We start from the raw sequence: 23,522 nt of genomic DNA, 5'->3' as shown, positions 1-23,522 counted from the left end.
GCGTTACGCGATGCTCCTGGCGCCCCTGGGCAGCACGGCCAGAGCGCCCTCGGCGATCTGATCCAGCGCCTGCGGTGACCGCCCCGCCTTGCCCAGGGCTTCGATGCCCCTGAGCACCGCGAGCAGAAGCAATGCGAGCTGGTCGGCGTCAGCGGCGGGGTCGATGTCCCCGTGTGCCTGGGCCTGTTCGATGCAGCGCAGGACCAGCGCCTCGTAGTCGTCGAATGCCTCGGCCGCGCGCGCAGCGATGGTCGCGTCCGTCTCGGCGAGCTCCGCCGTGCCTTTGGCGAGCAGGCATCCGCGTCGGTCGACATCGGCGGCGGTGCCCGCTGCGATGTCACGCACGTGTGCCCGCAACCGGTCGAACGCGGTCTCTTCGGGGCCGTCGAGAGCGGCGCGGACGCCGTCGATCGTCTCGGTGCAGTAGTCGCCGAACACGCGCACGAACAGCTGGTGCTTGTCGCCGAACGCGCCGTACAGGCTGCCCTTGCCGAGCCCCGTCGCCGTGCTGATGTCGTCGACGCTCGTGCCGGCGTAACCGGTCGACCAGAACCGGTCGCGCACCGCGCGCAGCGTCTCGGTCTCGTCGAAGCTCCTCGGTCGCGGCATGCTCCCAGAATAGCAGTTTTTGACCGATCGATCCATAATGGTCTAGCGTTATGGAATGTCCAGTCCATAACGGCCGGGCTTCACCGCAGACAGTGAGGATTATCGAGATGGCACACGTACTCGAGGGGAAGGTGGCGCTCGTCACCGGCGCCAACAGCGGCATCGGTCTGGCTATCGCGCAGAAGTTCGTCGACGAAGGGGCGCACGTCTACATCACCGGGCGCAGGCTTCCCGAGCTGGAAGCCGCAGCGGCGCAGCTCGGCTCGAATGCGACGGCGGTGCGAACGGATGCCTCAGATCTCGGCTCCCTCGACGGACTCTTCGACACGATCGCCCGCCAGTCGGGCAGGCTCGACGTTCTCGTCGCGAACGCCGGCTCGGGCTCGACCGCGCCACTCGGGGCGATCACCGAGGAGCAGTACGACAACACCTTCGACGTCAACGTCAAAGGCACCCTGTTCACCGTGCAGAAGGCACTGCCGCTGCTCGTGGACGGCGCCGCTGTCGTCCTGACCGGCTCGACCACCTCGATCACCGGCTCCCCCGCGTTCAGCGTGTACGCCGCCAGCAAGGCGGCGATCCGCAGCCTCGCCCGCGGCTGGATCATCGACCTGAAGGGCCGCAACATCCGCGTCAACGTCCTGGCCCCCGGACCGACCGAGACCCCTGGACTCGTCGGCCTGGCGGCGCCCGAGCACCGGCAGGCTCTGCTCGACAACTTCGCCGCCGAGATCCCCCTCGGCCGTGTCGGGAAGCCCGAGGAGATCGCCAACGCGGCCCTGTTCCTGGCATCCGATCAGTCCAGCTTCGTCAACGGCATCGAACTCTTCGTCGACGGCGGCGTCGCCCAGGTCTGAGACGCGAGCGACCGTTCGGCCGCGTATGACGCGAGCAGGGCCCCGCGTCAGCTCGTGGTCGGCGGCAGCGACGTGTCGAGGTCGTCCAGGACGAAGTCGAGCTCGTCGTGAGTGAAGGCGCCGGGGTGCCTGATGAGCACCTTTCCGGTCGGCGACAGGATCACCGTGTACGGCAGCCCGGTCACTCGGAAGCGGCCGGCGGTCGCACCCTTGGTGTCGCTGACAAGCGGGTAGCTGACGCCGTATTTTGCGGCGAAGGTGCGCGCAGCATCCGTCGCGTCGCTCACGTCGACGCCGAGGAACGCCACCTTCCCGCCCAGCTCGCTGTATTCGCGCTCGAAGTCCGGCATCTCGGTGGTGCACGCCGAGCAGCTGCTGGCCCAGAAGTTGAGGACCGTGTATTTGCCGCGATCGGATGACGTCGAGACCGTGCCGGCGCCGGTCAACTTCGGGAGCGTCACCGCTGGCGGCGTGTCGCCGACGCCAGTGCCCCCGGGGAGCGGCGCGGGCAGGTCGCTGCCGGCGACGTGGCCACGCTCCGAAGAGGGCAGCGCGTCGACGGCGAGCTGGGCGAGACCGTGCCCGAACGGCGCGGTGTCTGCGGACCCGTCGCCGAACTGCGCGAGGTCGACTTCGTCGCCGTTCGGTCCGACGACGAAGATGTCGGTTCCGTGCTGCACGGTGCGCGTCTTCGCGTCGAGCTCGACGGGCTCGCCCCACGCGTTCCAGGTCTTCGACAGCTGGGCCGGCGTGCCGGTGCCGTAATGCCAGTTGCTCAGCGATGACAGGCCGTGCTGGGTGCTCCACGCCAGCTCATCGGCGGGCGTCGGGTAGTACGGGTTCGCGTTGATCGAGACGAAGGCGATGTCGGCGCGCTCCGCAGCCGTGAGGTCCTTGTCCGCCGCTTGGATGTCCTGCGCGAACAGGGCGCACTCATCGGTGCATCTGTCGTCGTTGACGGTCACGATCGCGACCTTGCCGCGGAACTGCGCGAGCGTGAGCGGTGCGCCGTTCTCGTCGGTGAGGTCGACCGTCGGCGCCTTCACCGTGCCCTCGTCGGTCATCGGGTCGAGAGCCAGGAGGTCGGCGGTGGGCTTGTTGAGGCCCGCGCGCAGATAGTCATCGCCGCCGGACGACGCGGCACCCGCCGAGCCGGCGCCGGTCATGGCGACGATGATCAGGACGGCGACCAGGGCGAGCACGACGCCCGCGCCTGTCCAGAGCATCCAGGCGTTGCGGCGCGGCGGTCGCTGCGGGTGATCAGTCATCGAGATGCCTCCCTGTGAGCGTGCTGCGATTTCTGGGCGACCAGCGCGAGAGCGACGAAGCCGGCGACGACGATCGCACCGAGCGCGGCGGCAACGGGCAGCGCGGCCTGGCTGAGCCAGGAGGCGACGGATGCCTGCGCCGCCTGCGCCCCGGCGATCACGGGCAGTCGGACGCCGGGCGCTGCGAGCTCGCGCACCCAATAGAGCGTGAGGTACACGCCGACGATCGCGCAGAGCGCGCCGGCCGCGCGGGGCAGCACGCGAGCGGCTCCCCGCAGGGCACGCACCGCGCCCGCGCCCACGAGGGCCGCGACGACCGACGCACCGGTCGCGAACAGCCCCATGCCGACGGCGTACGCGAGGAACGCGCCGAAACCAGCGGCGGCCGAGCCGCCCGCGAGCGCGCCGGAAACGCCGGCGACGAAGAGCGGCAGCGAGCAGCTGAGGGATCCGAGCGCATACGCCGCGCCGAAACCGATCATCGCGGGCGCTCCTGCGCCGCTCGCGAAGCGCAGAGCGGGAACTCGCAGGCGCGGGGTGCGCCCGGCAGCCGCAAGCACCCCGAAGACGACCATCGCGAGACCGGCCGCGACCATCACCCAGGGCACCACCGCCGCGACGACGGAGAGGGCCGCGGTCGCGGCGAGGCCGAGCGCACCGAAGACGATCAGGAAGCCGAGCGTCAGGCATCCGCCCGCCGTCAACCCGCGCCCGAGGCGCGGCGCCCATGCCCGCCGCTCGTCGCCGACGAAGAACGCGAGATACGCGGGCAGCAGAGGAAAACCGCACGGGTTCAGCAGCCCGACCAGGCCGAGCGTGAACGCATAGGTGACGGCGCTGTTCACGCTCGGTCCTCATCGCGCGCTGCGAGGGCGGCGAGCTGGGCGTTGTACTGCTCGAGCTCGACGTCACCGAAGCGTGCGACCTTGCGGTCTGCGGAGCGCGCGTGCCGGGCGTCCGATCGCTGCCACTGGAAGAACAGCACGCCGAGCACGAGCAGCGTCGGCAGCTCGGTGAACCCCCAGGCGATGCCGCCCGCGGTCTGCTGGTCACTGAGCGGCGAGACGTGCCAGGACGCGTACGGATGCGCGTAGAAGTTCACGATCAGCGAGCTCGCCATCATGATGACGATGCCGAAGAAAGCGTGGAACGGCACCGTCGCCGCGAGCTCGGAGACACGGATCACGGGCTTCGCGAAGGTGCCCATGAAGCCGCCGCCGCGCCGGGGGCTCGGGTCGACGCCCATGACGCCCCAGAAATAGAGCATGCCGATCGCGAGGAAGTGGAACAGCATCAGGTTGTGGCCCCACATGGTGCTCATCAACCAGTCGAACGCCGGCGTGAAGTACAGGCCGTAGAGGCTCAGCAGGAAGAGCATCACCGTGACGACGGGGTTCGCGATGACCTGCACGACGCGCGAATGGATGATCGCGAGCACCACACCGCGAGCGCTGCGCCGCGAGCCGTGCTTCGCCGGAAGGGCGCGCAGCAGCAGGGTCATCGGGGCTCCGAGAGTCAGCAGGATCGGCGTCAGCATGCCGATCACCATGTGCTGGATCATGTGGATGCTGAACAGCTCCATGCCGTAGCCGTCGACGGCGGTCACAGTCATCGCCTCGATCGTGAACACGCCGGCGACCCACCACAGGATGCGGCCGATGGGCCAGCGGTCGCCGCGACGGCGCAGCACGATGACCCCCACGAGGTACGCGACGAGGAGCGCGAGGCCGAATAAAGGGAAGATCGGGATCGGCTGCGGGTGCCACGCGATGACGCGGGGAAAGGTCGGCGCCTGCGTCGGCATCCACATCAGGCCGCCCATGCGGGGGCCGGCGGGCATGCGCATGTCAGAGCCCAAGAGGAAGGAGGTCGCCGACGCCGGAACGCGCGATGATCGCGAGAGGAGAACGCGACGCCGTCAGCAGCTCCTCAGACGGGGCCGATGACGGCATGGTCATGGATGGTCCCTTCGAATGGAGAGCTCAGGGCACTGCGGGATGTATTCGGACGATAGTTGCGCCCGTGCAACGTTCGCTCTGTCAACGGTATGAAACACCCGTGGCCGTCAGCCGCGTGAGAGCGAGCCCGGGGAACTCCGCGCCCGAGTGCCGTCGAGGATCACCGGCAGGTAAGGGTGGGGCGCGTCCGGCGTTCGCAACCCCTGGGGCAGCCCGGACACGACGGACAGCAGATCGGCCGCGCGGAGGTCGGCACGCACAAGGCCGGCTTCCTGTACTCGCGCGAACAGTCGCCCGAAGGCGTCCTTCATCGGCTGGCACGCGACCGCGATGACGGATGCATCGTCCTGGAGAGCCGCCACGAGTCGCGCCTGCAGGCCGCGGTAGGGCGCAGGCATCCGATCGAACAGCGCGAGCCAGCTCGCGTACGCCTCCCACGGTTCGCGCTGCTCGCGCAGCTCGTCGGCAGCCTCGGCGAGGTGCTCGAAGGTCGCGACGAGCAGGGCTGCGACGAGGTGGTCGCGGGTCGGGAAGTGGCGGTAGAGGGTCCCCTTGCCGACGCCGGCAGAGCGCGCGACGTCCTCGAAGACCATGTCGGCGCCGTCACGCTCGAACAGCGCGCGGCCGGCCTCGAGAAGAGCCGCGCGGTTTCGTCGCACATCGGCACGGATGCCTGGCTCGGCGGTCATCGTCGTCCTTCCGTTGACAAGCGGACGTAGCGTCCGTATCGTCAAACGGGCGGACGCACCGTCCGTTTCAGCTTAGCGAAGGGCACGGGTACTGGGGAAATGGATCGGCTCATGGGCAAGACGGCGCTCGTCACCGGGTCGACGAGCAACATCGGCGCCGCGATCGCGGAGAGGTTCGCCGCCGAGGGCGCGCACGTCATCGTCTCCGGCCGATCAGCGGAGCGCGGCGGGCAGGTCGTGCGGCGGATCCGTGATGCAGGGGGCCAGGCCGACTTCGTCCCGGTCGATCTCGACGGCTCGAGAGAACGATCCGATGAACTCGCCGCCGCGGCGCTCGGCCTGCTGGACGGGCACCTCGATGTCCTGGTGAACAACGCCGGGATCTTCCCCGGGGGCCGCACGGTCGACATCGAGCCGGATGTCTTCGACCGCGTGTTCGCGGTCAATGTCAAGGCGCCCTTCTTCCTGGTCGCCGCGCTCGCGCCGAAGATGATCGCGAGCGGCGGGGGCGCGATCATCAACATGGGCTCCTGGGGCGCTCGCCTCGGGATCCCCGGCACCGCGATGTACGCCGCCTCCAAGGGTGCGGTCGAGACGATGACCCGCGCGTGGGCCGCCGAGTTCGGCCCCGCCGGCCTGAACGTCAACGCGATCGCCCCCGGTGTCATCCGCGAGACCGCGCCGGACGCCGAGGAACGGGGCGAGCGCCTCATGCGCGGAACACCGGCCGGCGCCAGCGGGCGACCCGATGCCGTCGCGGCCGCCGCCGTCTACCTCGCGAGCGACGAGAGCAGCTTCGTTCATGGGACGGTCATCGACGTCGACGGCGGCCGGATCGGCGTCGCGGTGGTCGGCGCGTAACCGCGCCGCTCAGCGCCCCTCTGTGATGGCCGGGCTCAGTTCGAACGCCCGGCGGATTCTGCGGCTCCCCGCCGTCACTGCCGTTCCGACCGCGAACACGCCGATCACGATCGTCGCAGCGCGCAGCCAGATCGGGTAACCGGGGACGATGAGGGCGACGAGAATGCACCCGATCGACTCGAGCCACGCGAACACCCGCAGAGTCCGGTATGAGCTCCGGTGGCCGCGCTGGGCGCGAAGGGACAGCGCGTAGATGATCGCGGAGATCAGGACGACGACGCCACAGCGGATCCAAACCCCAATGGTGCCGCCGGTGCTCGCGTGGGGAATGACGAACGAGGCGACCAGTGCGAGCGCCGCGGTGATCAGGTAGGTCAGCGCCCAGCCCCTCAGAGTGCGGAATGCGCGGCGCACCTCGGGCGCCTGCATCCGCTGTTCGGGCACGGTTCCGCCGGTGCCGCGGCGGAACAGTTTGAAGATGCTGAGGGGGTTGAACAGGTCGAGAATGTTGAATCGCATGTGAAGTCCTTTCGCTTACCAACGACGCTAGGAACGGCGCGGCGTCGCGAGAATCCGGCTGGACCCCGGCCAGGGGTGGGCCTGGACCCACAGTTTCCGCACCGCGACCGCATCACCGGTGAGCGGCCGGAACAATAGGGACATGGCTGGGTTCCTCGGGCAGTGCGTCGCGGTGGCGCGACTGCTCGGCCAGGGGCTCATGCGCTCGGTGCTCGTCGTTGTGCTGGCGGGGGCAGTGCCGGCCCTCTGGGTGGCCGCCGGGATCTTCTTCTTCACCGTGATCGACGACGCGGTCGGCGCCGCCTGGTGTGTCTTCGGCGTCGTGGTGGTGAGCCTCGCCGTAGCGACCCGTCCGATCTGCCGGGCGATGCGGACGCTCGTCACGCGCTGGACCGGGGTCGAGGTCCCCGGCGGCCTTCCCGATTCCGTGGCCGTGACGCGCATGGCGACGGGGTACTGGTGGAACGGCTACGACTACCAGCGGCTGCGATCGGTGTCCGTGATTCAGCGGTGGCTGCAGACGCGCCTGCGAGAGCCCGCGTTCTGGCGGGAGGCGAGCTGGTTGGTCGTCTCGCCCCTCACAGTCGGCGCCCTGGCAGCGATTCCGCTCGCCTGCATCGGGGCGGCGATCATCACGCTCGCAACGCCTGGCGCGACACCGCTCCGCAGCGCGGCGCCGGCGCGCGGCCTCGCCGCGGCCGCGATCGTGCTCGGAGCGCTCCTGCTGCCCCTGTGCTGGCGCCCGACCGCGCCGCTCGCGCGCCGCCTTCTCGGCCCCTCCCCGTCCAGCCGGCTGACCGCACGGGTCGCCGCCCTGGTGCAGGGCCGCGCGGATCTGACCCAGGCACAGGACGCCGAGCTGCGTCGCATCGAGCGCAACCTGCACGACGGCGCCCAAGCGCGCCTCGTCGCGATCGGGCTCTCCCTCGGCGCCGCCGAGCGCCTCGTAGACACCGACCCGGAGGCGGCCAAGCAGGTTCTGAAGCAGGCCCGCGAGAGCTCGCTCGTCGCTGTCCGCGAGCTTCGCGAGCTGGTGCACGGCATCGTCCCGCCCGTGCTGCTGGAGCGCGGGCTTGTCGACGCTCTCCGGCAGCTCGCCCTGGACGCGCCGATCCGCACCACCGTCACCTCGACTTTCGAGGGACGCGCGGAGACGCCGATCGAGTCGGCCCTATACTTCACGACGGCGGAACTCGTCACCAACGCCGTCAAGCACGCGCGGGCGACCAGCATCGAGATCACGGTCGGCCGCCGAGGCGCCAACCTCTACGTCGATGTCAGAGACGACGGGCGCGGGGGCGCACGAGTCACACCGCTGGGCGGGCTCGACGGCGTCATCGCGCGCGTTCGTGCGTTCGACGGAACCGTCCGCGTCGACAGCCCGACCGGCGGCCCGACCCTCATTGCAGTGGACGTGCCATGCGCGTAGTCGTCGCAGAAGACCTGTACCTCCTGCGGGACGGCTTGGTCCGGCTTCTCGAGGCCTACGGGCACGAGGTCGTCGCCGCCGTCGGGGACGGCCCCGCAACCCGACGGGCCCTGGCCGAGCTGCGCCCGGACGTCGCCGTGATCGACGTGAGGATGCCGCCCACCTTCAGTGATGAAGGCCTGCAGGCGGCGCTCGAAGCGCGGCGCGCCCAACCCGGCCTGCCCGTGCTCGTGCTGTCGCAGCACGTCGAGCAGCTCTACGCCCGCGAACTGCTCGCCGACGGACGCGGCGGCATCGGCTATCTCCTCAAGGACCGCGTGTTCGACGCGGATCAGTTCATCGACGCCGTCGAACGTGTCGCCGGCGGCGGGACATCCCTCGACCCCGCCGTCGTCGCCAGGCTCATGGCCGCGCCCACCGCCTCGCCGCTGACGACGCTGACCGACCGCGAACGGGAGATCATCTCGCTCATGGCCGAAGGCCTCTCGAACCAAGCCATCGCGCGGCGGCTCTACCTCAGCGAAGGGGCCGTGAGCAAGCACACGACCTCGATCTTCGCCAAACTCGGGATCGCGACCGACGACAACAACAATCGCCGCGTACTCGCCGTCCTCACGTTCCTCGACGCCGTGCAGTGAGCGGCCGAGGCCCTGCGGATGCGCCAGGTCTCACTGCGCGGCCAGGGTGCCCAAGCACGCTCAGCGGACCGCGCGGGCGTCAGGCGGATGCTCGAGCCAGGGCCTGCAGCACGTCGGCGACGAGGTCGTCGACGCTCTCGACACCGACCGAGAGGCGCACGATGTTCTCAGGGACCGCGAGCGGCGTGCCCTTCACCGAGGCGTGGGTCATCTCGCTCGGGTAGCCGATCAGCGACTCGACGCCGCCGAGCGACTCGGCGAGCTGGAAGATTCGGGTCGACTCGGCGAAGACGCGAGCGGATGCCGCGCCGCCGGCTACGGCGACCGACAGCATGCCGCCGAAGCCGGACATCTGCCGCGTGGCGAGTTCGTGGCCCGGGTGGGTCGGCAGACCCGGGTAGTAGACGCGCTCGATCGCGGGGTTGCCGACGAGCGCCTCGGCGACCGCCTGCGCGTTGGCGGAATGCTGCCGCATCCGCAGCTCGAGCGTCTTGATGCCGCGCGTCGTGAGGAACGCGTCGAGGGGCCCGGAGACGGCCCCGACCGCGAACTGCTGGAACGCGATCTTCTCGCCCAGTTCCTCCTGACCCGGCGCGATCACGACGGCACCGCCGATCACATCGGAGTGCCCGCCGAGGTACTTCGTCGTCGAGTGAACGACGAGATCGGCACCGAGCGAGATCGGCCGCTGAAGCGCAGGGCTCGCGAAGGTGTTGTCGACCACGGCGATCGCACCCGCCTCGTGAGCGAGCTCGGCGAGCGCGGCGATATCGCTGATCTTCATCAGCGGGTTGCTCGGCGTTTCGACCCAGACGAGTCGGGTGTTCGCGTGCGAAAGCGCGGCACGCACGGCATCCGCGTCGGTGAAGTCGACCGTCGTGAGCTCGACTCCCCACGCACCGAAAATACGGCTGATCAGGCGATGCGTGCCGCCGTATGCGTCGTTGCCGAGCACGACGTGGTCGCCGGGGCGCAGCGCGGCGCGCAGAACGGCGTCTTCCGCGGCGAGCCCCGAGGCGAACGAGAGGGCACGGATGCCTCCCTCCAGCGCCGCGAGCTGGTCCTGCAGCACGTTGCGCGTCGGGTTGCCGCTGCGGCCGTACTCGTAGCCGCCCCGCAGCCCGCCGACGCCGTCTTGCACGAACGTCGACGTCAGGTACACGGGCGGGACGACCGCGCCGGTGGTGGGGTCGAACTCCTGGCCCGCGTGAATCGCCCGGGTGGCGAATCCGTCACTCATCTGCTCTCTCCAAAAAGTCGCTACTACTTGCTGAGGTAGGTCAGCAGATCGGCGCGGGTCAGCACGGTCACCGGCGCGCCGGCATCCGTGATCAGCAGCGCGGGCGCTTCGCCGAGCCGCTCACGCGCCACCGCAACCGTCTCGTTGATGCCGATCAGCGGCAGCGGGTCGGACACGGCCGATCGCACCTCGTCTCCGAGCGCCGCCCGGCCCGTGAAGACCTGGTCGAGCAGCGTGCGCTCGTCGAGTGACCCGACGACCTCGCCGATCACGACCGGCGGCTCGGCCGACAGCACCGGCAGCTGCGAGACGCCGTACTCGTTCATGATGCTGATCGCGTCGTGCACCGTGTCCTTCGGGTGCACGTGCACGAGCGCGGGCAGCTCCCCCGACTTGCTGGCGATGAGGTCGCGCACGGTCTGCTCGGTGGGCGGCTCGCTGAACCCGTAGGAGCGCAGCCACGCGTCGTTGAAGATCTTGCCCAGGTAGCCGCGACCGCCGTCGGGCAGCAGCACGACGACCGTGTCGTCGGCGCTGAGCGACGCTGCGGCCTTCAGCGCCGCAACGACCGCCATGCCGCTCGATCCGCCGACGAGCAGCCCTTCCTCGCGGGCGAGGCGCCGGGTCATCTCGAACGACTCGCGGTCGCTGACCGCGATGATCTGGTCCGGGATCGAGGGGTCGTACGCCGGCGGCCACATGTCCTCGCCGACGCCCTCGACGAGGTAGGGGCGCCCGCTGCCGCCCGAGTACACGGAGCCGACGGGGTCGGCGCCGATCACGGTGACGCCGCCGTTCGACACTTCCTTGAGGTAGCGGCCGGTGCCGGTGATGGTGCCGCCGGTGCCGACTCCCGCGACGAAGTGGGTCACCGTTCCGTCGGTGTCGCGCCAGATCTCGGGGCCCGTGGTCTCGTAGTGGCTGCGCGGGCCGTTCGGGTTCGCGTACTGGTTCGGCTTGAACGCACCGGGGATCTCGGCTGCGAGCCGATCGCTCACCGAGTAGTACGAGTCGGGGTCTTCCGGCGCGACCGAGGTCGGCGTGACGATGATCTCCGCGCCGTACGCGGTGAGCACCGACCTCTTGTCCTCACCGACTTTGTCGGGCAGCACGAAGACGCAGCGGTAGCCGCGCTGCTGCGCGACGAGCGCGAGGCCGACGCCTGTGTTGCCGCTCGTCGGCTCGACGATGGTGCCGCCGGGGCCGAGGAGGCCGTCGCGCTCGGCGGCATCGATGATGCGCTCGGCGATGCGGTCTTTGGCCGACCCCCCCGGGTTGAAGTACTCGACCTTCGCGAGCACCGTGGCGGCGATGCCTTCGGTCACGCGGTTCAGCCGGACGAGCGGTGTGTTTCCGATGAGATCGGTGACGGTGTTCGCGACGCGCACGATAGCCAGCCTAGGTGGTCGCCCCCACCGTGTTACGTACCGGCTCCGGCCGATCGGCTCCCCGCCGCCCACCGCAGACGGCGCCGTTCGTAGACTGGCGGCATGCCTCTGTCCGAGCTGTCGAGCACTGCGCAGGACTACCTCAAGGTCATCTGGTCGGCTACGGAATGGGCGCCTGCGCCCGTCACCGTGACCCAGCTCGCGACGCGCATGGGCGTGCGCAAGGCGACGGTGAGCGACGCGGTCCGGCGTCTCGTCGACTCGGGGCTGCTGACCCACGAGCCGTACGGCGCCGTCGAGTTGAGCGACCTCGGGCGCGAGCACGCGGTCGCGATGGTGCGCCGCCACCGGATTCTCGAGACCTTCCTCGTCGAATCCCTCGGCTACGCGTGGGACGAGGTGCACGACGAGGCCGAGCGGCTCGAGCACGCCGTCTCCGACACGCTGATCGACCGCATCGACGCACTGCTCGATCACCCGTCCCGCGACCCGCACGGCGATCCGATTCCGAGCAGGGACGGGTCGCCGCATCTTCCCCCGGCGATGCTGCTGGCGGATGCCCCGACCGGGGTGCCGCTGCGCGTCGAGCGGATCTCCGACGCCGACTCCGCCGTGCTGCGCGAACTGGCGGCGCACAGCATCCGTCCCGGCGCGACGATCACCGCACCCGTCACGCTGGAGCCCGCCGAGGCCGCGGCGATCTGGGTGTCGCTCGCCTAGAACGCGAGGACGACGAGAACCACGTTGAGCACGATGATCGCGGCGGCGACCACCCAGCCGACGATCCGCGTGCGGCGGCTGTCGACGTCGGCGCCCATCACCTCGCGCGATCCGGTGAGCCGGAGCAGCGGCACGATCGCGAACGGGATTCCGAGCGAGAGCACCACCTGGCTGATCACGAGCGCCCACGTCGGGTCGACGCCGAGCGCGAGCAGCACGATCGCAGGAATCAATGTGACGAGACGCCGCACGAGCAACGGCACACGGACCTTGAGCAGGCCGCCCATGACGACCGCGCCGGCGTAGGAGCCGACGGAGGTCGACGCGAGGCCCGAGGCGAGCAGCCCGATCGCGAAGGCCGCGCCGATCACCGGCCCGAGCGTCTGCACGATCGCACTGTGGGCGCCGGGGATCGTGTCCGCGCCGCGCACCCCGCTCAAGGCATCCGCTGCGAGCACCAGCATCGCGACGTTGACGACGCCCGCGATGGTCAACGCCGACACGACATCGACGCGGTTCGCGGCGAGCAACGCCCGGCGATGAGGGGCCGACTTGTCGTCGCGGTGCCGGTCGCGTGCCAGGGCCGAGTGCAGGTAGACGGCGTGCGGCATCACCGTCGCGCCGATCATCGACGCGCCGAGCAGCACGGTGTCACCGCCGCGGAAGCGGGGCACGAGTCCATCGGCGAAGGCGCCCCAGTGGGTGTGCGATGCGCAGGCACCGGCGACGAAGCCGACCGCGATGACCGCGAGCAGCGCCATCACGGCGAACTCGAAGCGGCGCTGCCCGCGGCGCTGCATGCCGAGCAGAGCGATCGACGCTGCGCCGATGATCAGTCCGCCGATGACGAGGGGCACGCCGAAGAGCAGCTGCAGGGCGATCGCGCCGCCGATCACCTCGGCAAGATCGGTCGCCGCGGCGACGATCTCGGCCTGCGCCCAGAACGCGAGACGTGCGGGGCGGCTGAGGCGCTCGCCGAGCAGCTCGGGAAGGCTCTTGCCCGTGACGATGCCGAGCTTCGCCGAGAGGTACTGCACGAGCATCGCCATCAGGTTGGCGAGCACGAGCACCCAGAGCAGCAGGAATCCGTACTGCGCCCCTGCGGTGACATTGGCAGCGACATTGCCGGGGTCGACGTACGCCACCGCGGCGACGAAAGCCGGGCCGAACAGGGCGAGGCGCCGAAAGCGGCCGCCGCGCGCGGGCGGTCGACGGTCTGGGGGCACGGATGCCTGGCCCACGGCATCCGTCTCGACCGCCATGCGCGCCCTCCTCAAAAAAGTTAGCTCAGGCTAACACCTCGGAGGACCCGAGCATCCTGCGGTTACTCCGCAGTCATTGGGCGATCATCGGCCGATCAATCGGCGATCATTCCACCGGCATGGCGCGGGCACGCGTGACGAGTCCCTCGAGAAGCTCGCCGAAGAGATTGACGCCCTCGTCGTCGATCTGCACGGTGCCCCGACGCAGCACCCCTTCGAAGTCATCGACCACGCGCTGCATGAGCGCCTCACCCGCCTCGGTCGGAGTCAGCTGCAGGCTGCGGCGGTCGGTCGGGTGCGGGACGCGCACCACCCGACCGCCCTCGACCAGGCGATCTACGAGCGAGGTGACGGCGCCCGTCGTCAGATCCAGCGAGGCCGCGAGCTGCTTCGGGGTGATGGTGCGCTCATCGACGATGCGGGACATCGCCCGCAGCTCGGTCACGCTCACGCCCTCTCGTCGCGCGAAGGCGGCGCGGAAGCGGTCGTACTGCCGCACGATGCCGAACAGCGCTTGGTTCAGCCGCGCGATCGCCTCGTCTCTCTCAGCCATTCAATCCGCCCCGCTCGATCGCTTGATTTTCGTTTAGCTTAGCTAACGGATTCTTCGCGAGTTCGTCCTAATCGGTGGCCGAATAACTTGATCGTCTAAGCAATCAGGACGCAGGCAGCGTCAGCTCGGACTGCTGCGTGTACAGGCGCGCGTAGACGCCGTCATGCGCGAGCAGCTCCGCGTGCGTCCCGCGCTCGACGACGCGCCCTCCATCGATCACGAAGATGACGTCGGCACCGACGATCGTCGACAGCCGGTGCGCGATGGCGATGGTCGTGCGCCCTGTGGCGGCCGAATCGAGCGCCTGCTGCACGATGCGCTCCGAGACGCTGTCGAGCGCACTCGTCGCCTCGTCGAGCACGAGCACCTCCGGGTCCTTGAGCAGCACCCGGGCGATGGCGATGCGCTGCTTCTCGCCGCCCGAGAGCCGGTACCCGCGCTCACCGACCAGGGTCTCGTAGCCCTCCGGGAAGGACACGATGGTCTCGTGGATGTTTGCGGCACGGCAGGCCGCCTCGAGCTCGGCGTCCGTCGCGCCGGGCTTGGCGTACCGCAGATTGGCGGCGATCGACGCGTGGAACAGATACGTCTCCTGGCTCACGACGCCGATGTGCGAGACGAGGGAGTCGGCCTTGAGCTCGCGCACGTCGCGCCCCGCGAACCTCACCGCGCCGGAGCTCGCCTCGTAGAAACGCGGCACGAGGTACGACACAGTCGTCTTGCCCGCACCCGACGGACCCACGAACGCGGCGAACTGGCCCGGCTCGATGCGGAACGACACGTCGTCGAGCGTGGGGCGCTCCCCCGGCTTCGAGTCCGGGTAGCGGAACACCACATGATCGAACTCGATGCCGATCGCCTGCGCCGCGGGATCGGGCGCGCACGCATCGTCAGCAGCGCTCACGCTCACAGCATCCGCTCGATCGGCGATAGCCGGCACGAGATCGAGGTACTCGAAGATGCGGGCGAACAGCGCGCCCGACGTCTGCAGGTCGAGGGCGACCCGCATCAGCCCGAGCAACGGGAACAGCAGCCGCGCCTGCACCGTCGTGAACGCCACGATCGTTCCCGCGGTGATTCCGTGCGTGCCGCCGGTGATGAGCCAGCCGGCGATCAGATAGACGACCGCGGGGATCGACGACAGGAACACCTGCACCATCGCGAAGAACCACTGCCCGCTCATCGCCTGCCGCACCTGCAGGCCGATCTGGTTCTCGTTCTCGTCGGCGTAGCGCGCGGTCTCGCTCTTCTGCCGGTTGAACGACTTCGCGAGCAGGATGCCTGAGACCGACAGCGTCTCCTGCGTGATCGCGGTGAGGTCCGACAGACTCTCCTGCGTGGCCCCGGCGATCCGCGCCCGCACCTGACCGACGCGCCGCTGTGCGATCACGAGCACGGGCATGAGCACGACCGCGACGATCGTGAGCTGCCAGTTGAGCAGCAGCATCGCGACGAACGCCGCGATGACCTGCACCGTATTGCCGAGCACGCTCGAGACGGTGTTGGTCAGCACGCTGGCCACCCCGCCGACGTCGTTCTGCAGACGGGACTGGATGACACCGGTCTTGGTGCGGGTGAAGAAGCTGAGCTCCATCGACTGCAGGTGGCTGAACAGCCGGACTCTGAGGGCCCCCATCACCCGGTTGCCCACCGTCGCCGTGAGCCAGGTCTGCCAGACACCCATGAGCCCCGAGGCGATGTACAACACCACCATCACGGCGACAAGGGTGATGAGCACCGGCATCCGGATGCCGCCCGAGCGCGGGAACAGGCCGTCGTCGAATACGCGCTGGGTGAGCAGCGGCGGGATCACGCTGAGCGCCGCCGAGACCAGAACGAGCATCGCGGTGACGACGAGCTTGCCCCGATAGGGGCGGAACAGCCCCCCGATGCGGGCGAGCAGACGGTCGATCTTCGGCGCCTGCGCGTTCAGCTCACGCTGCCGCGCGAAGTCGCCCCCGCTGATGCGGCCACCGCGAACCCGGCCGCCGCCGCCCATGCCGCTCACTCCACGAGCGTACGCGGTGCGCTACAGGTACGGGTCGGCGCGCCACCCGGGGGTGTGGCGCGAGCCCGAACCTGTAGCGCGCGCCGAGGGGCGGGCCTGGGATAGGAGCAGGGGCGGGGGCGGGGCTTAGTCCGCGTCGCCTACGGCGATCGCCTCTCCGACCTCGACGCGATGCTCTTCGCGGCCATCGGCCCGACCCAGCTTCGACCGGCCCAGTACGACGATGAGGGTCGCGATCACGAGCACGATGACGCCGTACCAGAACGGGGCCGCCGAGGTGCCGAAGCGGCTCGCGAGGAACGACGCGAGCGGCGGGGCGATCGCGCCGCCGACGAAGCGCACGCCCGAGTACGCGCTCGAGGCGACGGCCCGCGGCAGATCGGTGGCCTCCATCGAGCACTCGGTGAGCACCGTGTTGAGGATGCCGAGGAACAGGCCGCCGATGACGACCAGCACGATGAGCCCCACGAGGCTCGAGTGGAAGAGCGCGGCGAGCAGCTCGACGATGGCAAGTAGGGGAATCACGACGATCAGCACGGTGGTGCGACGCATCCGCGCTGTCAGCATCGGCGCGACGAACACCGAGGTGATCGCGACGGCGAGGCCCCAGCCGAAGAAGATGTAGCCGAGCTGCAGGGCGTCGGACACGCCGACCGCCTGCAGTGCGAACGGCGTCCAGGCGAGCAGCACGAAGAAGCCCATGTTGTAGAACAGTGCGGTCGCGGCCATGATCGCGAGCCCAGGGCGCGCCAGGCCGCGGAACGGCGCGGACAACGGGGTCCGCACAGGCTTGGCCTGGGCCTTGGGCGCCCGCAGCATCGTCACGATCGCGACGAACCCGATCGCCATCAGCGCCGATGTGCCGAAGAACGGGCCTCGCCAGGAGATGTCACCGAGCAGACCGCCGACGAGCGGGCCGACCGCGAGCCCGAGGCCGAGCGCCGCCTCGTAGAGGATGATGGCGTTCGCCGCGCCGCCGGAAGCAGCCCCGACGATCGAGGCGAGCGCGGTGGAGATGAAGAGCGCGTTGCCGAGGCCCCAGCCCGCGCGCAGGCCGATGACCTCGCCAACCGTGTGGCTCGACCCGGCGAGCCCGGCGAACACCACGATGAGGGCGAGGCCGACGAGGAGAGTGGTCTTCGCGCCGATGCGGCTCGAGAGCCAGCTCGTGAAGAACATCATGACGCCCGTGATCAGCAGGTACGTCGTGAAGAGCATCTCGGTCTCGGTCGGGGTCGCCTTGAGCGACTCGGCGATCGCGGGCAGGATCGGGTCGACGAGCCCGATGCCCATGAAGGACACCACGCAGGCGAAAGCGATCGCCCACACGGCGATCGGCTGCTTGAGGATGGACCCTGATGCTGGTTCGTGGGCCACTAGTGCGTACTCTCTTTCGTGCGAATGGGGTCGTTCAGCTCGACCCGCTCCTGAAGCAGCTGCACGGTGCGGCGCAGCGCATCGACGTCGCCGTCCGACAGCTCGGCGAAGTACGGGTAGAGGGCCGAGGCCACCTGATCGAGCCATTCGTCGACGGCCGTGACCCCCGTATCCGTGACGTCGACGAGCCACGCCCGCGCGTCGCTCTCGTCGGCGAGGCGCGCGACCCAGCCGCGCTCGGCGAGGCCCGCCACGATCTTCGTCATGGTCGGCTGCGCGACACGGCTGAGGGTCGCCAGCTCGCCGATGCGCATCGGGCCGCTCTGCTGCAGCACGCGGAGCGTGCGCCAGGTCGCGGGGGATTCTGCGCTTCCGGCATCGTGCGCGGCGATGCGCACCAGGCGGGAGTTGGCTTGCACCAGCTCGCCCAGCAGCTGCTGCAACTCGTCGTGATGGGGCATGCCAGCAGTATAGATAGCCTAACTATCTAATTCAAGAGGTGCCGCAACGACGCCACACCCGCACACCCCCACCCATACACCGTGCATTAACGGCACGGGGCGCCGCACTGAAGTGCGACGCCCCGTGGGAAGCAGCTGAGACTACTTAAGGGTGACCGACGCGCCGACCTCTTCGAGGGCAGCCTTCGCCTTGTCAGCGGTCTCCTTGTTGGCGCCCTCAAGGACAGCCTTCGGAGCACCATCGACGACGGCCTTCGCCTCGCCGAGGCCGAGCGAGGTGAGCTCGCGGACGACCTTGATGACCTGGATCTTCTTGTCGCCGACGGTCTCGAGGATGACGTCGAACGAGTCCTTCTCCTCGGGCTCCTCAGCAGCGCCGGCGCCGCCAGCGGCACCCGCAGCAGCGGCGACCGCGACCGGAGCCGCAGCGGTGACCTCGAAGGTCTCCTCGAACGCCTTGACGAACTCGCTCAGCTCGATGAGCGTGAGCTCCTTGAACGCGTCAAGCAGTTCCTCGGTGGAAAGCTTTGCCATTGTTTCTTCTCCTTGTTGACTGACTACTCACCGCTTGGCAGGCATCCGATGCTCGGATGCTTTCGGGCGGGTGCGTTGAATGTGTACTCACCGCAACGGGCATCCGAGAACGGATGCTTACGCAGCGGACTCCTGCTTCTCACGCAGCGCGTCGACGGTGCGAACAGCCTTCGACAGCGGCGCGTTGAACAGATAGGCGGCTCCGAACAGCGAGGCCTTGAAGGCGCCGGCAAGCTTGCCGAGCAGCACCTCACGGCTCTCGAGGTCGGCGAGCTTGCCAACCTCTTCCGCGGACAGCGGGTTGCCATCGAAATAGCCACCCTTGACCACGAGGAGAGGGTTTGCCTTGGCAAAGTCGCGCAGACCCTTCGCAACGGCGACCGGGTCACCGTGCACGAACGCGATCGCAGACGGGCCGACGAGTTCGTCGTCGAACGCCGTGATACCGGCGTTGTTCGCCGCGATCTTGGACAGCGTGTTCTTCACCACGGCGTACGACGCGTCAGTGCTGATGGAGCGACGCAGTTCGCGCAGCTTCGCAACAGACAGACCGCGGTACTCGGTCAGCAGAACGGCGGTCGAGCTCTGGAAATGCTCCGTGAGCTCGGCAACCGTGGCTTCCTTGTTCGCCATGGCCACTCCTTATGAACGATTCACCCGAGACGGATGCCTCGAGCCGCCGCAGCACACAGGACAAGGGCACGAAAAAAGCCCCGGGCGCAGGCGCTCGGAGCTCATGATGCAAAGATCAGAAACAACGAAACCTGCGCGGGTCGCCTCTTTCGAGAACCTTGGTTCGGGTGCCGATCAGGGCACGCCGAAAACCTGCGGTCTTTGGCTTTCGCCCAAGTCTAGCAGATGGCTAGACGTGGTCGCGCCAGGTGTGCTTCGGGTCGTACCCGAGCAGCCGGCGCGCCTTCTCGATCGAGAGCAGCGTCTCGTTGACGCCGAGCTCACCGCGCACCTCGGCGTCGGGGAACACCTCGGCGACGAGCTCAGCGTTGGGCCGCGTCATCACGGTGTCGGGCGAGGCGATGACGAAGGTCTCGAAGCCGGGCGTCGAGTACTCGAGCGCCTTGAGCACGGCCTGACCGCCGTCGCGCGCATCGATGTACCCCCAGAGGTTCCACTTCCGCAGCGACGCGTCCGCATGGAACGACGGGAACTGGCCGTAGTCCTCGACGCGCATGACGTTCGAGAAGCGCAGGCCGGCGATCTTGAGGTCGGGGTACCAGCGCGCGAGCTGTTCGGCCTGCTTCTCGTCGAGCAGCTTGTTCAGCGAGTAGACGGATTCCGGCAGCTCGACCCCTTCGTCGAGGGGGATGTATGCGGGGCCACCGGGGAACGGCAGACCGAGCAGCGTCTCGCTCGACGCGAAGACGATGTTGCGGATGCCGAGGCGGGTCGCTCCGTGCAGCACGTTGTAGCTGACGAGCACATTGTTGTGGAAGGTCTCGGCGTCGCTCACGACGCCGGGCGCCGGAATCGCGGCGAGGTGCACGACCGCGTCGTACGGCGTGGGAGCAGCGGGGTACGAACCGTCGCGAACGCCCGACAGGGCCGACACGACAGCGCCGTAGTCGGTGAGATCGACCCGCAGGAAGCCGGGCCCCCGCTCGCCCGCGCGGTCGAGGTTCGTGACCTCGTGACCCGCCTCGCGCAGGTACGCCAGAACAACGGTCCCCAGCTTGCCGGACCCACCGGTGAGCGCGATCTTCATTGCGAGCTCCTGCCCTCTCGAATCGATACGACTCGTCTTAGCCTAGCGAGGCGAGGGGCAGCCGGACAGAGAAGACAGTGCGGCCCGGAACGCTCTCCACCGAGATCCCGCCATGGTGCGCGTCGACGACCGCCTTCACGATCGCGAGGCCGAGCCCGGTCGATCCCGTGTTCCGCGAACGGGAGCTGTCACCGCGGGCGAAGCGCTCGAACAGCACCGGCTGCAGCTCGGCGGGAACGCCGGGGCCGTCGTCCGACACCGTGACGAGAACCCATCCCCCGCTCGCCCGCATGCCGAGCTCGACGATCGTGCCAGCCGGCGTGTGCACTCGCGCGTTCGTGAGCAGGTTCGCGAACACCTGGTGCAGACGGGCCTGGTCGCCGGTCACCTCGACCGGCTCGGGCGGCAGGTCGAGGCGCCACTGGTGATCAGGGCCTGCGGCGTGCGCGTCGGACAGGAGGTTGATGAGCAGCATGGAGAGGTCGACCGGCTCGCGGTCGAGCTCGCGACCCTCGTCGAGCCGGGCGAGCAGCAGCAGGTCCTCGACGATGCCCGTCATGCGCTTGGCCTCGGATTCGATGCGGATGATCGAGTGCTGGACGTCGGGCGGGATCACCTCGCCGGAACGGCGGGTGAGCTCCGAGTAGCCGCGGATGGAGGCGAGCGGCGTGCGCAGCTCGTGCGAGGCATCCGATACGAACTGCCGCACCTTGCGCTCGCTCGCTTCGCGCGCCGAGAGAGCGGATGCCACGTGCCCGAGCATCGCGTTGAAGGCACTGCCGACGCGCCCCACCTCGGTGCCCGGATCGGTGTCCTCGTCGGCGACGCGCACCCGCAACGCCACCTCGCCCCGGTCGAGCGGAAGGGTGGAGACGGTCTCGGCCGCATCGGCGACGCGATCGAGCGGCCTGAGCGACAGGCGCACGATCAGCAGGCCGATGCCCGCGGCGAAGAAGGCCGCCGCACCCGTCGCGATCAGCATGACGATCGCGAGGTGCACCGTCGTGCCCTGCGCCTCGGCGACCGGAAGCCCGATGACGAGCGCGAGCCCATCGGGCAGCGGCTGGGACTCGACCCGGTACTCACCGAGCGTGCCGCGCAGGTCGACGGATGTCTTGACCCCCGGCGTCAACGCGGCGAGCGTCGACTGGAAGGTGTCGTCGACGACCGGGTTACGCGGGCTGCCCGCGCTCCCCGTCGGCAGGTACGAGCCGCTGTTGAGCGTGCCGTCGGAGTTCATCAGCGCCGCGAAGGTGCCGCCCGGCTGCCCGGTGGCCGAGACGATCTGCGCCGTGTTGGGCACTGCGCCGCGCTGGTAGTACGTCTGCGCCACCGCGACGCCGCGTTCGCTCGCGTAGCTCAGCTGAACATTGACGCGGTCGATCAGGTAGGTGTGCAGCAGCACGACACTGACCGACCCGATCGCCACGCCGAGGATCGCGACGAGCGTGACCACGGCGGCCACGAGCTTGCGGCGCAGGGTCCACGAGCGGTACCAGCCGCGCACACGCTGCAGGAGGCGTCGCGGAGAGAGGCCGACGCGCGGCCGGCTTCTCTCGCCCGCCTCGACGCTCATCGGCATCGGGGCGGCCGGCCCCGATGCCGACTGGGTCATTCCGCGGCCTTCACCATGTAACCGGCGCCGCGCACCGTGTGGATCATCGGCTTGCGCCCCGCGTCGATCTTCTTGCGCAGGTACGAGATGTAGAGCTCGACGACGCTCGAGGTCCCGCCGAAGTCGTACGACCACACGCGGTCCAGGATCTGAGCCTTCGACAGCACACGGCGCGGGTTGCGCATCAGATAGCGCAGCAGCTCGAACTCGGTCGCGGTCAGGCTGATCTGCTCGCCGCTGCGGGTGACCTCGTAGCTGTCCTCGTCGAGAACGAGGTCGCCGACGACGATGCGCGGGTCGCTCGTGTCGGCGATGAGCGCGCGCGAACGACGCAGCAGGCTGCGCAGACGCGCCACGAGCTCTTCCAGGCTGAACGGCTTCGTGACGTAGTCGTCGCCACCGGCGGTGAGACCCGCGATGCGGTCGTCGAGCGAGTCCTTCGCCGTGAGGAACAGCACCGGCGTCTCGTTGCCGGCCTCGCGAATGCGGCGCATGACCTGCAGGCCGTCGAAGTCGGGAAGCATGATGTCGAGCACGACCGCATCGGGCTTGAAGTCGCGCGCCACCGTGACCGCCTGGTGACCCGTCGACGCGCTCTTCACGTCCCAGCCCTCGTAGCGCAGGGCCATCTGCAGGAGGTCGGTGAGCGTGCTCTCATCGTCGACGACCAGGACGCGGATCGGCGAGCCGTCCGCGTGATGAAGATGTGCCTGGGCGCCACGCGATTCGGAGAGGTCGATGCTCATTCTGATGATTATGCGCGCATCGTTCCGAGCGTGCTATGTCAAAGTTATGGCCTCACTGTGAAATCGCGCGCCTACAGCTGGCCGATCTCTTCGAGCACGGCACGCATCGCCTCGCCGCTGCGCTGGAACGCGTCATGCTCGCCCGGATCCATCGCCACCCTGAGCACGCGCTGCACCCCGCCGGCGCCGAGCACGCACGGAACGGAGAGCGCGATCCCGTCGACGCCCTCGTAGTCGCGCAGCACCGTGCTCACCGGCGTCACCATGTGCTCGTCGCGCAGGATCGCCTCGACCAGCCGCACGCAGGCGAGACCGACGGCGTAGTTCGTGGCGCCCTTGCCCGCGATGATCGAATAGGCCGACAGAACCGCCTGATTCGCGAGGTCGGCGAGTGCATCGTCGTCGAAGATCTTGGCCCCGGTCTCGTCGACCCAGTCCTGGATCGGGGAGCCCCCGATCGTCGCGTTCGACCACAGCGGGAACGCACTGTCGCCGTGCTCGCCGAGGATCAGCGCGTGCACGTCGCGCGGTGCAACGCCCGCGCGCTCCGCGACGAGCCAGCGCAGACGCGACGAGTCGAGTGTGGTGCCCGAGCCGATCACCTGCCCGCGACGCAGGCCCGCGACATCCGCCGCGACCTCCGTCAGCACGTCGACGGGATTCGTCACGATGATGTACACCGCCTCCGGCGCGCGCTTGATCAGCTGCGGCATAAGAGCGCGGATGATCTCCGCGTTCGTCGTCACGAGGTCGAGCCGCGTCTGCCCAGGCTGCTGGCTCGCGCCCGCCGTGATGACGACCACATCGGATGCTGCGATCACATCGAGGTCTCCCCCGCCGGCCACCCGCGTGCGATGCGCGAAGGGGGTGCCGTGCGCGAGATCCAGCACCTGCGCTTCCGCACGCGCCGGGTTCAGGTCATAGATGCCGATCTGGTCGGCCGCGCCGCGGATGAGCGCCGCGTAGGCGAGCGAAGTGCCGACCGCACCCGCTCCGATGATTCCGAGCTTGGTCGTGCGCACGTTGACCATATGGCAATCCTCGCGCCCAGGAGTCCCGTCGTCCATGAC

24 protein-coding genes are annotated in these 23,522 nt (G+C 69.2%); 5 read left to right on the top strand and 19 right to left on the bottom strand.

Annotation, left to right across the window (positions count from 1 at the left end; genetic code table 11):
* Nucleotides 1–3: 3 nt before the first annotated feature.
* Entirely contained in the window at nucleotides 4–609 is a 606-nt protein-coding gene (locus ACFOYW_RS07470) for a TetR/AcrR family transcriptional regulator (RefSeq protein ID WP_390228218.1), read from the bottom strand.
* A 107-nt stretch (nucleotides 610–716) separates the two neighbouring features.
* Here ACFOYW_RS07470 and ACFOYW_RS07465 point away from each other — a divergent pair, with 107 nt between their 5' ends.
* Nucleotides 717–1,466, top strand: coding sequence for an SDR family NAD(P)-dependent oxidoreductase (locus tag ACFOYW_RS07465; RefSeq protein ID WP_390228217.1), 750 nt, complete (start codon nucleotides 717–719; stop codon nucleotides 1,464–1,466).
* Nucleotides 1,467–1,513: 47 nt separating this feature from the next.
* Here ACFOYW_RS07465 and ACFOYW_RS07460 read toward each other — a convergent pair whose 3' ends face one another.
* The 4 genes from ACFOYW_RS07460 to ACFOYW_RS07445 form a co-directional block, all read right to left on the bottom strand.
* Nucleotides 1,514–2,734: a redoxin domain-containing protein gene (locus ACFOYW_RS07460; protein WP_390228215.1), complete on the bottom strand. Its 1,221-nt coding sequence runs from the start codon at nucleotides 2,732–2,734 to the stop codon at nucleotides 1,514–1,516.
* Nucleotides 2,731–3,579, bottom strand: coding sequence for a cytochrome c biogenesis CcdA family protein (locus ACFOYW_RS07455; protein ID WP_390228214.1), 849 nt, complete (start codon nucleotides 3,577–3,579; stop codon nucleotides 2,731–2,733). Before ACFOYW_RS07455 ends, ACFOYW_RS07460 begins: the two co-directional genes overlap by 4 nt.
* Entirely contained in the window at nucleotides 3,576–4,580 is a 1,005-nt protein-coding gene (locus ACFOYW_RS07450; RefSeq protein WP_390228213.1) for a cytochrome c oxidase assembly protein, read from the bottom strand. The genes ACFOYW_RS07455 and ACFOYW_RS07450 overlap by 4 nt, the downstream gene beginning before the upstream one ends.
* A gap of 219 nt (nucleotides 4,581–4,799) precedes the next feature.
* A complete protein-coding gene (locus tag ACFOYW_RS07445) occupies nucleotides 4,800–5,381 on the bottom strand; it encodes a TetR/AcrR family transcriptional regulator (RefSeq protein WP_390228212.1) in 582 nt (193 codons plus the stop codon).
* 111 nt (nucleotides 5,382–5,492) lie between these two features.
* Between ACFOYW_RS07445 and ACFOYW_RS07440 the strand changes: the two genes are divergently transcribed.
* The gene (locus ACFOYW_RS07440; RefSeq protein ID WP_390228211.1) at nucleotides 5,493–6,242 is read left to right on the top strand and encodes an SDR family NAD(P)-dependent oxidoreductase; all 750 of its coding nucleotides are present in this window, start codon (nucleotides 5,493–5,495) and stop codon (nucleotides 6,240–6,242) included.
* A gap of 9 nt (nucleotides 6,243–6,251) precedes the next feature.
* Here ACFOYW_RS07440 and ACFOYW_RS07435 read toward each other — a convergent pair whose 3' ends face one another.
* Nucleotides 6,252–6,761: a hypothetical protein gene (locus ACFOYW_RS07435; protein WP_390228209.1), complete on the bottom strand. Its 510-nt coding sequence runs from the start codon at nucleotides 6,759–6,761 to the stop codon at nucleotides 6,252–6,254.
* A gap of 142 nt (nucleotides 6,762–6,903) precedes the next feature.
* On the opposite strand from ACFOYW_RS07435, the gene ACFOYW_RS07430 reads away from it, so the two are divergent.
* Nucleotides 6,904–8,190 (top strand): sensor histidine kinase, encoded by a 1,287-nt coding sequence (locus tag ACFOYW_RS07430; protein ID WP_390228208.1) that lies wholly within the window; start codon nucleotides 6,904–6,906, stop codon nucleotides 8,188–8,190.
* Nucleotides 8,181–8,828: a response regulator transcription factor gene (locus ACFOYW_RS07425; protein WP_390228207.1), complete on the top strand. Its 648-nt coding sequence runs from the start codon at nucleotides 8,181–8,183 to the stop codon at nucleotides 8,826–8,828. The genes ACFOYW_RS07430 and ACFOYW_RS07425 overlap by 10 nt, the downstream gene beginning before the upstream one ends.
* A gap of 79 nt (nucleotides 8,829–8,907) precedes the next feature.
* On the opposite strand, the gene ACFOYW_RS07420 is transcribed toward ACFOYW_RS07425, so the two are convergent.
* Entirely contained in the window at nucleotides 8,908–10,068 is a 1,161-nt protein-coding gene (locus ACFOYW_RS07420; RefSeq protein ID WP_390228206.1) for a cystathionine gamma-synthase, read from the bottom strand.
* Nucleotides 10,069–10,091: 23 nt separating this feature from the next.
* Nucleotides 10,092–11,456, bottom strand: a complete 1,365-nt coding sequence (locus ACFOYW_RS07415) for a cystathionine beta-synthase (protein WP_390228204.1) — start codon at nucleotides 11,454–11,456, stop codon at nucleotides 10,092–10,094.
* A 102-nt stretch (nucleotides 11,457–11,558) separates the two neighbouring features.
* On the opposite strand from ACFOYW_RS07415, the gene ACFOYW_RS07410 reads away from it, so the two are divergent.
* Nucleotides 11,559–12,176, top strand: a complete 618-nt coding sequence (locus ACFOYW_RS07410) for a metal-dependent transcriptional regulator (protein WP_390228202.1) — start codon at nucleotides 11,559–11,561, stop codon at nucleotides 12,174–12,176.
* Here the strand turns inward: ACFOYW_RS07410 and ACFOYW_RS07405 are convergent.
* The 11 genes from ACFOYW_RS07405 to ACFOYW_RS07355 all read right to left on the bottom strand — a co-directional run bounded on the left by ACFOYW_RS07405 (nucleotide 12,173) and on the right by ACFOYW_RS07355 (nucleotide 23,483).
* Nucleotides 12,173–13,438: an Nramp family divalent metal transporter gene (locus ACFOYW_RS07405; protein WP_390228200.1), complete on the bottom strand. Its 1,266-nt coding sequence runs from the start codon at nucleotides 13,436–13,438 to the stop codon at nucleotides 12,173–12,175. The two genes, ACFOYW_RS07410 and ACFOYW_RS07405, sit on opposite strands and share 4 nt — an antisense overlap.
* Before the next feature lie 106 nt (nucleotides 13,439–13,544).
* Complete coding sequence (locus ACFOYW_RS07400) at nucleotides 13,545–13,991, bottom strand: MarR family winged helix-turn-helix transcriptional regulator (RefSeq protein WP_390228199.1); 447 nt, start codon at nucleotides 13,989–13,991, stop codon at nucleotides 13,545–13,547.
* Nucleotides 13,992–14,094: 103 nt separating this feature from the next.
* A complete protein-coding gene (locus ACFOYW_RS07395) occupies nucleotides 14,095–15,990 on the bottom strand; it encodes an ABC transporter ATP-binding protein (protein ID WP_390229573.1) in 1,896 nt (631 codons plus the stop codon).
* Nucleotides 15,991–16,125: 135 nt separating this feature from the next.
* Nucleotides 16,126–17,376 carry an MFS transporter gene (locus ACFOYW_RS07390; protein ID WP_390228198.1) on the bottom strand — a complete coding sequence of 417 codons (1,251 nt, stop codon included), beginning with the start codon at nucleotides 17,374–17,376 and terminating at the stop codon, nucleotides 16,126–16,128.
* Nucleotides 17,376–17,837 carry a MarR family winged helix-turn-helix transcriptional regulator gene (locus tag ACFOYW_RS07385; protein ID WP_390228196.1) on the bottom strand — a complete coding sequence of 154 codons (462 nt, stop codon included), beginning with the start codon at nucleotides 17,835–17,837 and terminating at the stop codon, nucleotides 17,376–17,378. Before ACFOYW_RS07385 ends, ACFOYW_RS07390 begins: the two co-directional genes overlap by 1 nt.
* Nucleotides 17,838–17,978: 141 nt before the next feature.
* Nucleotides 17,979–18,371 carry a 50S ribosomal protein L7/L12 gene (gene rplL, locus ACFOYW_RS07380; protein WP_390228195.1) on the bottom strand — a complete coding sequence of 131 codons (393 nt, stop codon included), beginning with the start codon at nucleotides 18,369–18,371 and terminating at the stop codon, nucleotides 17,979–17,981.
* A 117-nt stretch (nucleotides 18,372–18,488) separates the two neighbouring features.
* A complete protein-coding gene (rplJ, locus tag ACFOYW_RS07375; protein ID WP_390228194.1) occupies nucleotides 18,489–19,004 on the bottom strand; it encodes a 50S ribosomal protein L10 in 516 nt (171 codons plus the stop codon).
* A gap of 229 nt (nucleotides 19,005–19,233) precedes the next feature.
* Nucleotides 19,234–20,091 carry an NAD-dependent epimerase/dehydratase family protein gene (locus ACFOYW_RS07370; RefSeq protein ID WP_390228193.1) on the bottom strand — a complete coding sequence of 286 codons (858 nt, stop codon included), beginning with the start codon at nucleotides 20,089–20,091 and terminating at the stop codon, nucleotides 19,234–19,236.
* A gap of 37 nt (nucleotides 20,092–20,128) precedes the next feature.
* Nucleotides 20,129–21,706: a sensor histidine kinase gene (locus ACFOYW_RS07365; RefSeq protein ID WP_390228191.1), complete on the bottom strand. Its 1,578-nt coding sequence runs from the start codon at nucleotides 21,704–21,706 to the stop codon at nucleotides 20,129–20,131.
* The gene (locus ACFOYW_RS07360; protein WP_390228190.1) at nucleotides 21,703–22,452 is read right to left on the bottom strand and encodes a response regulator transcription factor; all 750 of its coding nucleotides are present in this window, start codon (nucleotides 22,450–22,452) and stop codon (nucleotides 21,703–21,705) included. Before ACFOYW_RS07360 ends, ACFOYW_RS07365 begins: the two co-directional genes overlap by 4 nt.
* Nucleotides 22,453–22,523: 71 nt before the next feature.
* On the bottom strand, nucleotides 22,524–23,483 hold the full coding sequence (locus ACFOYW_RS07355; RefSeq protein WP_390228189.1) for an L-lactate dehydrogenase: 960 nt from the start codon (nucleotides 23,481–23,483) through the stop codon (nucleotides 22,524–22,526).
* Nucleotides 23,484–23,522 lie beyond the last annotated feature (39 nt).

This window comes from Gryllotalpicola reticulitermitis (assembly GCF_042651345.1).
GTDB lineage: Bacteria > Actinomycetota > Actinomycetes > Actinomycetales > Microbacteriaceae > Gryllotalpicola > Gryllotalpicola reticulitermitis.
This window is presented reverse-complemented; position numbering and strand designations above follow the sequence as displayed.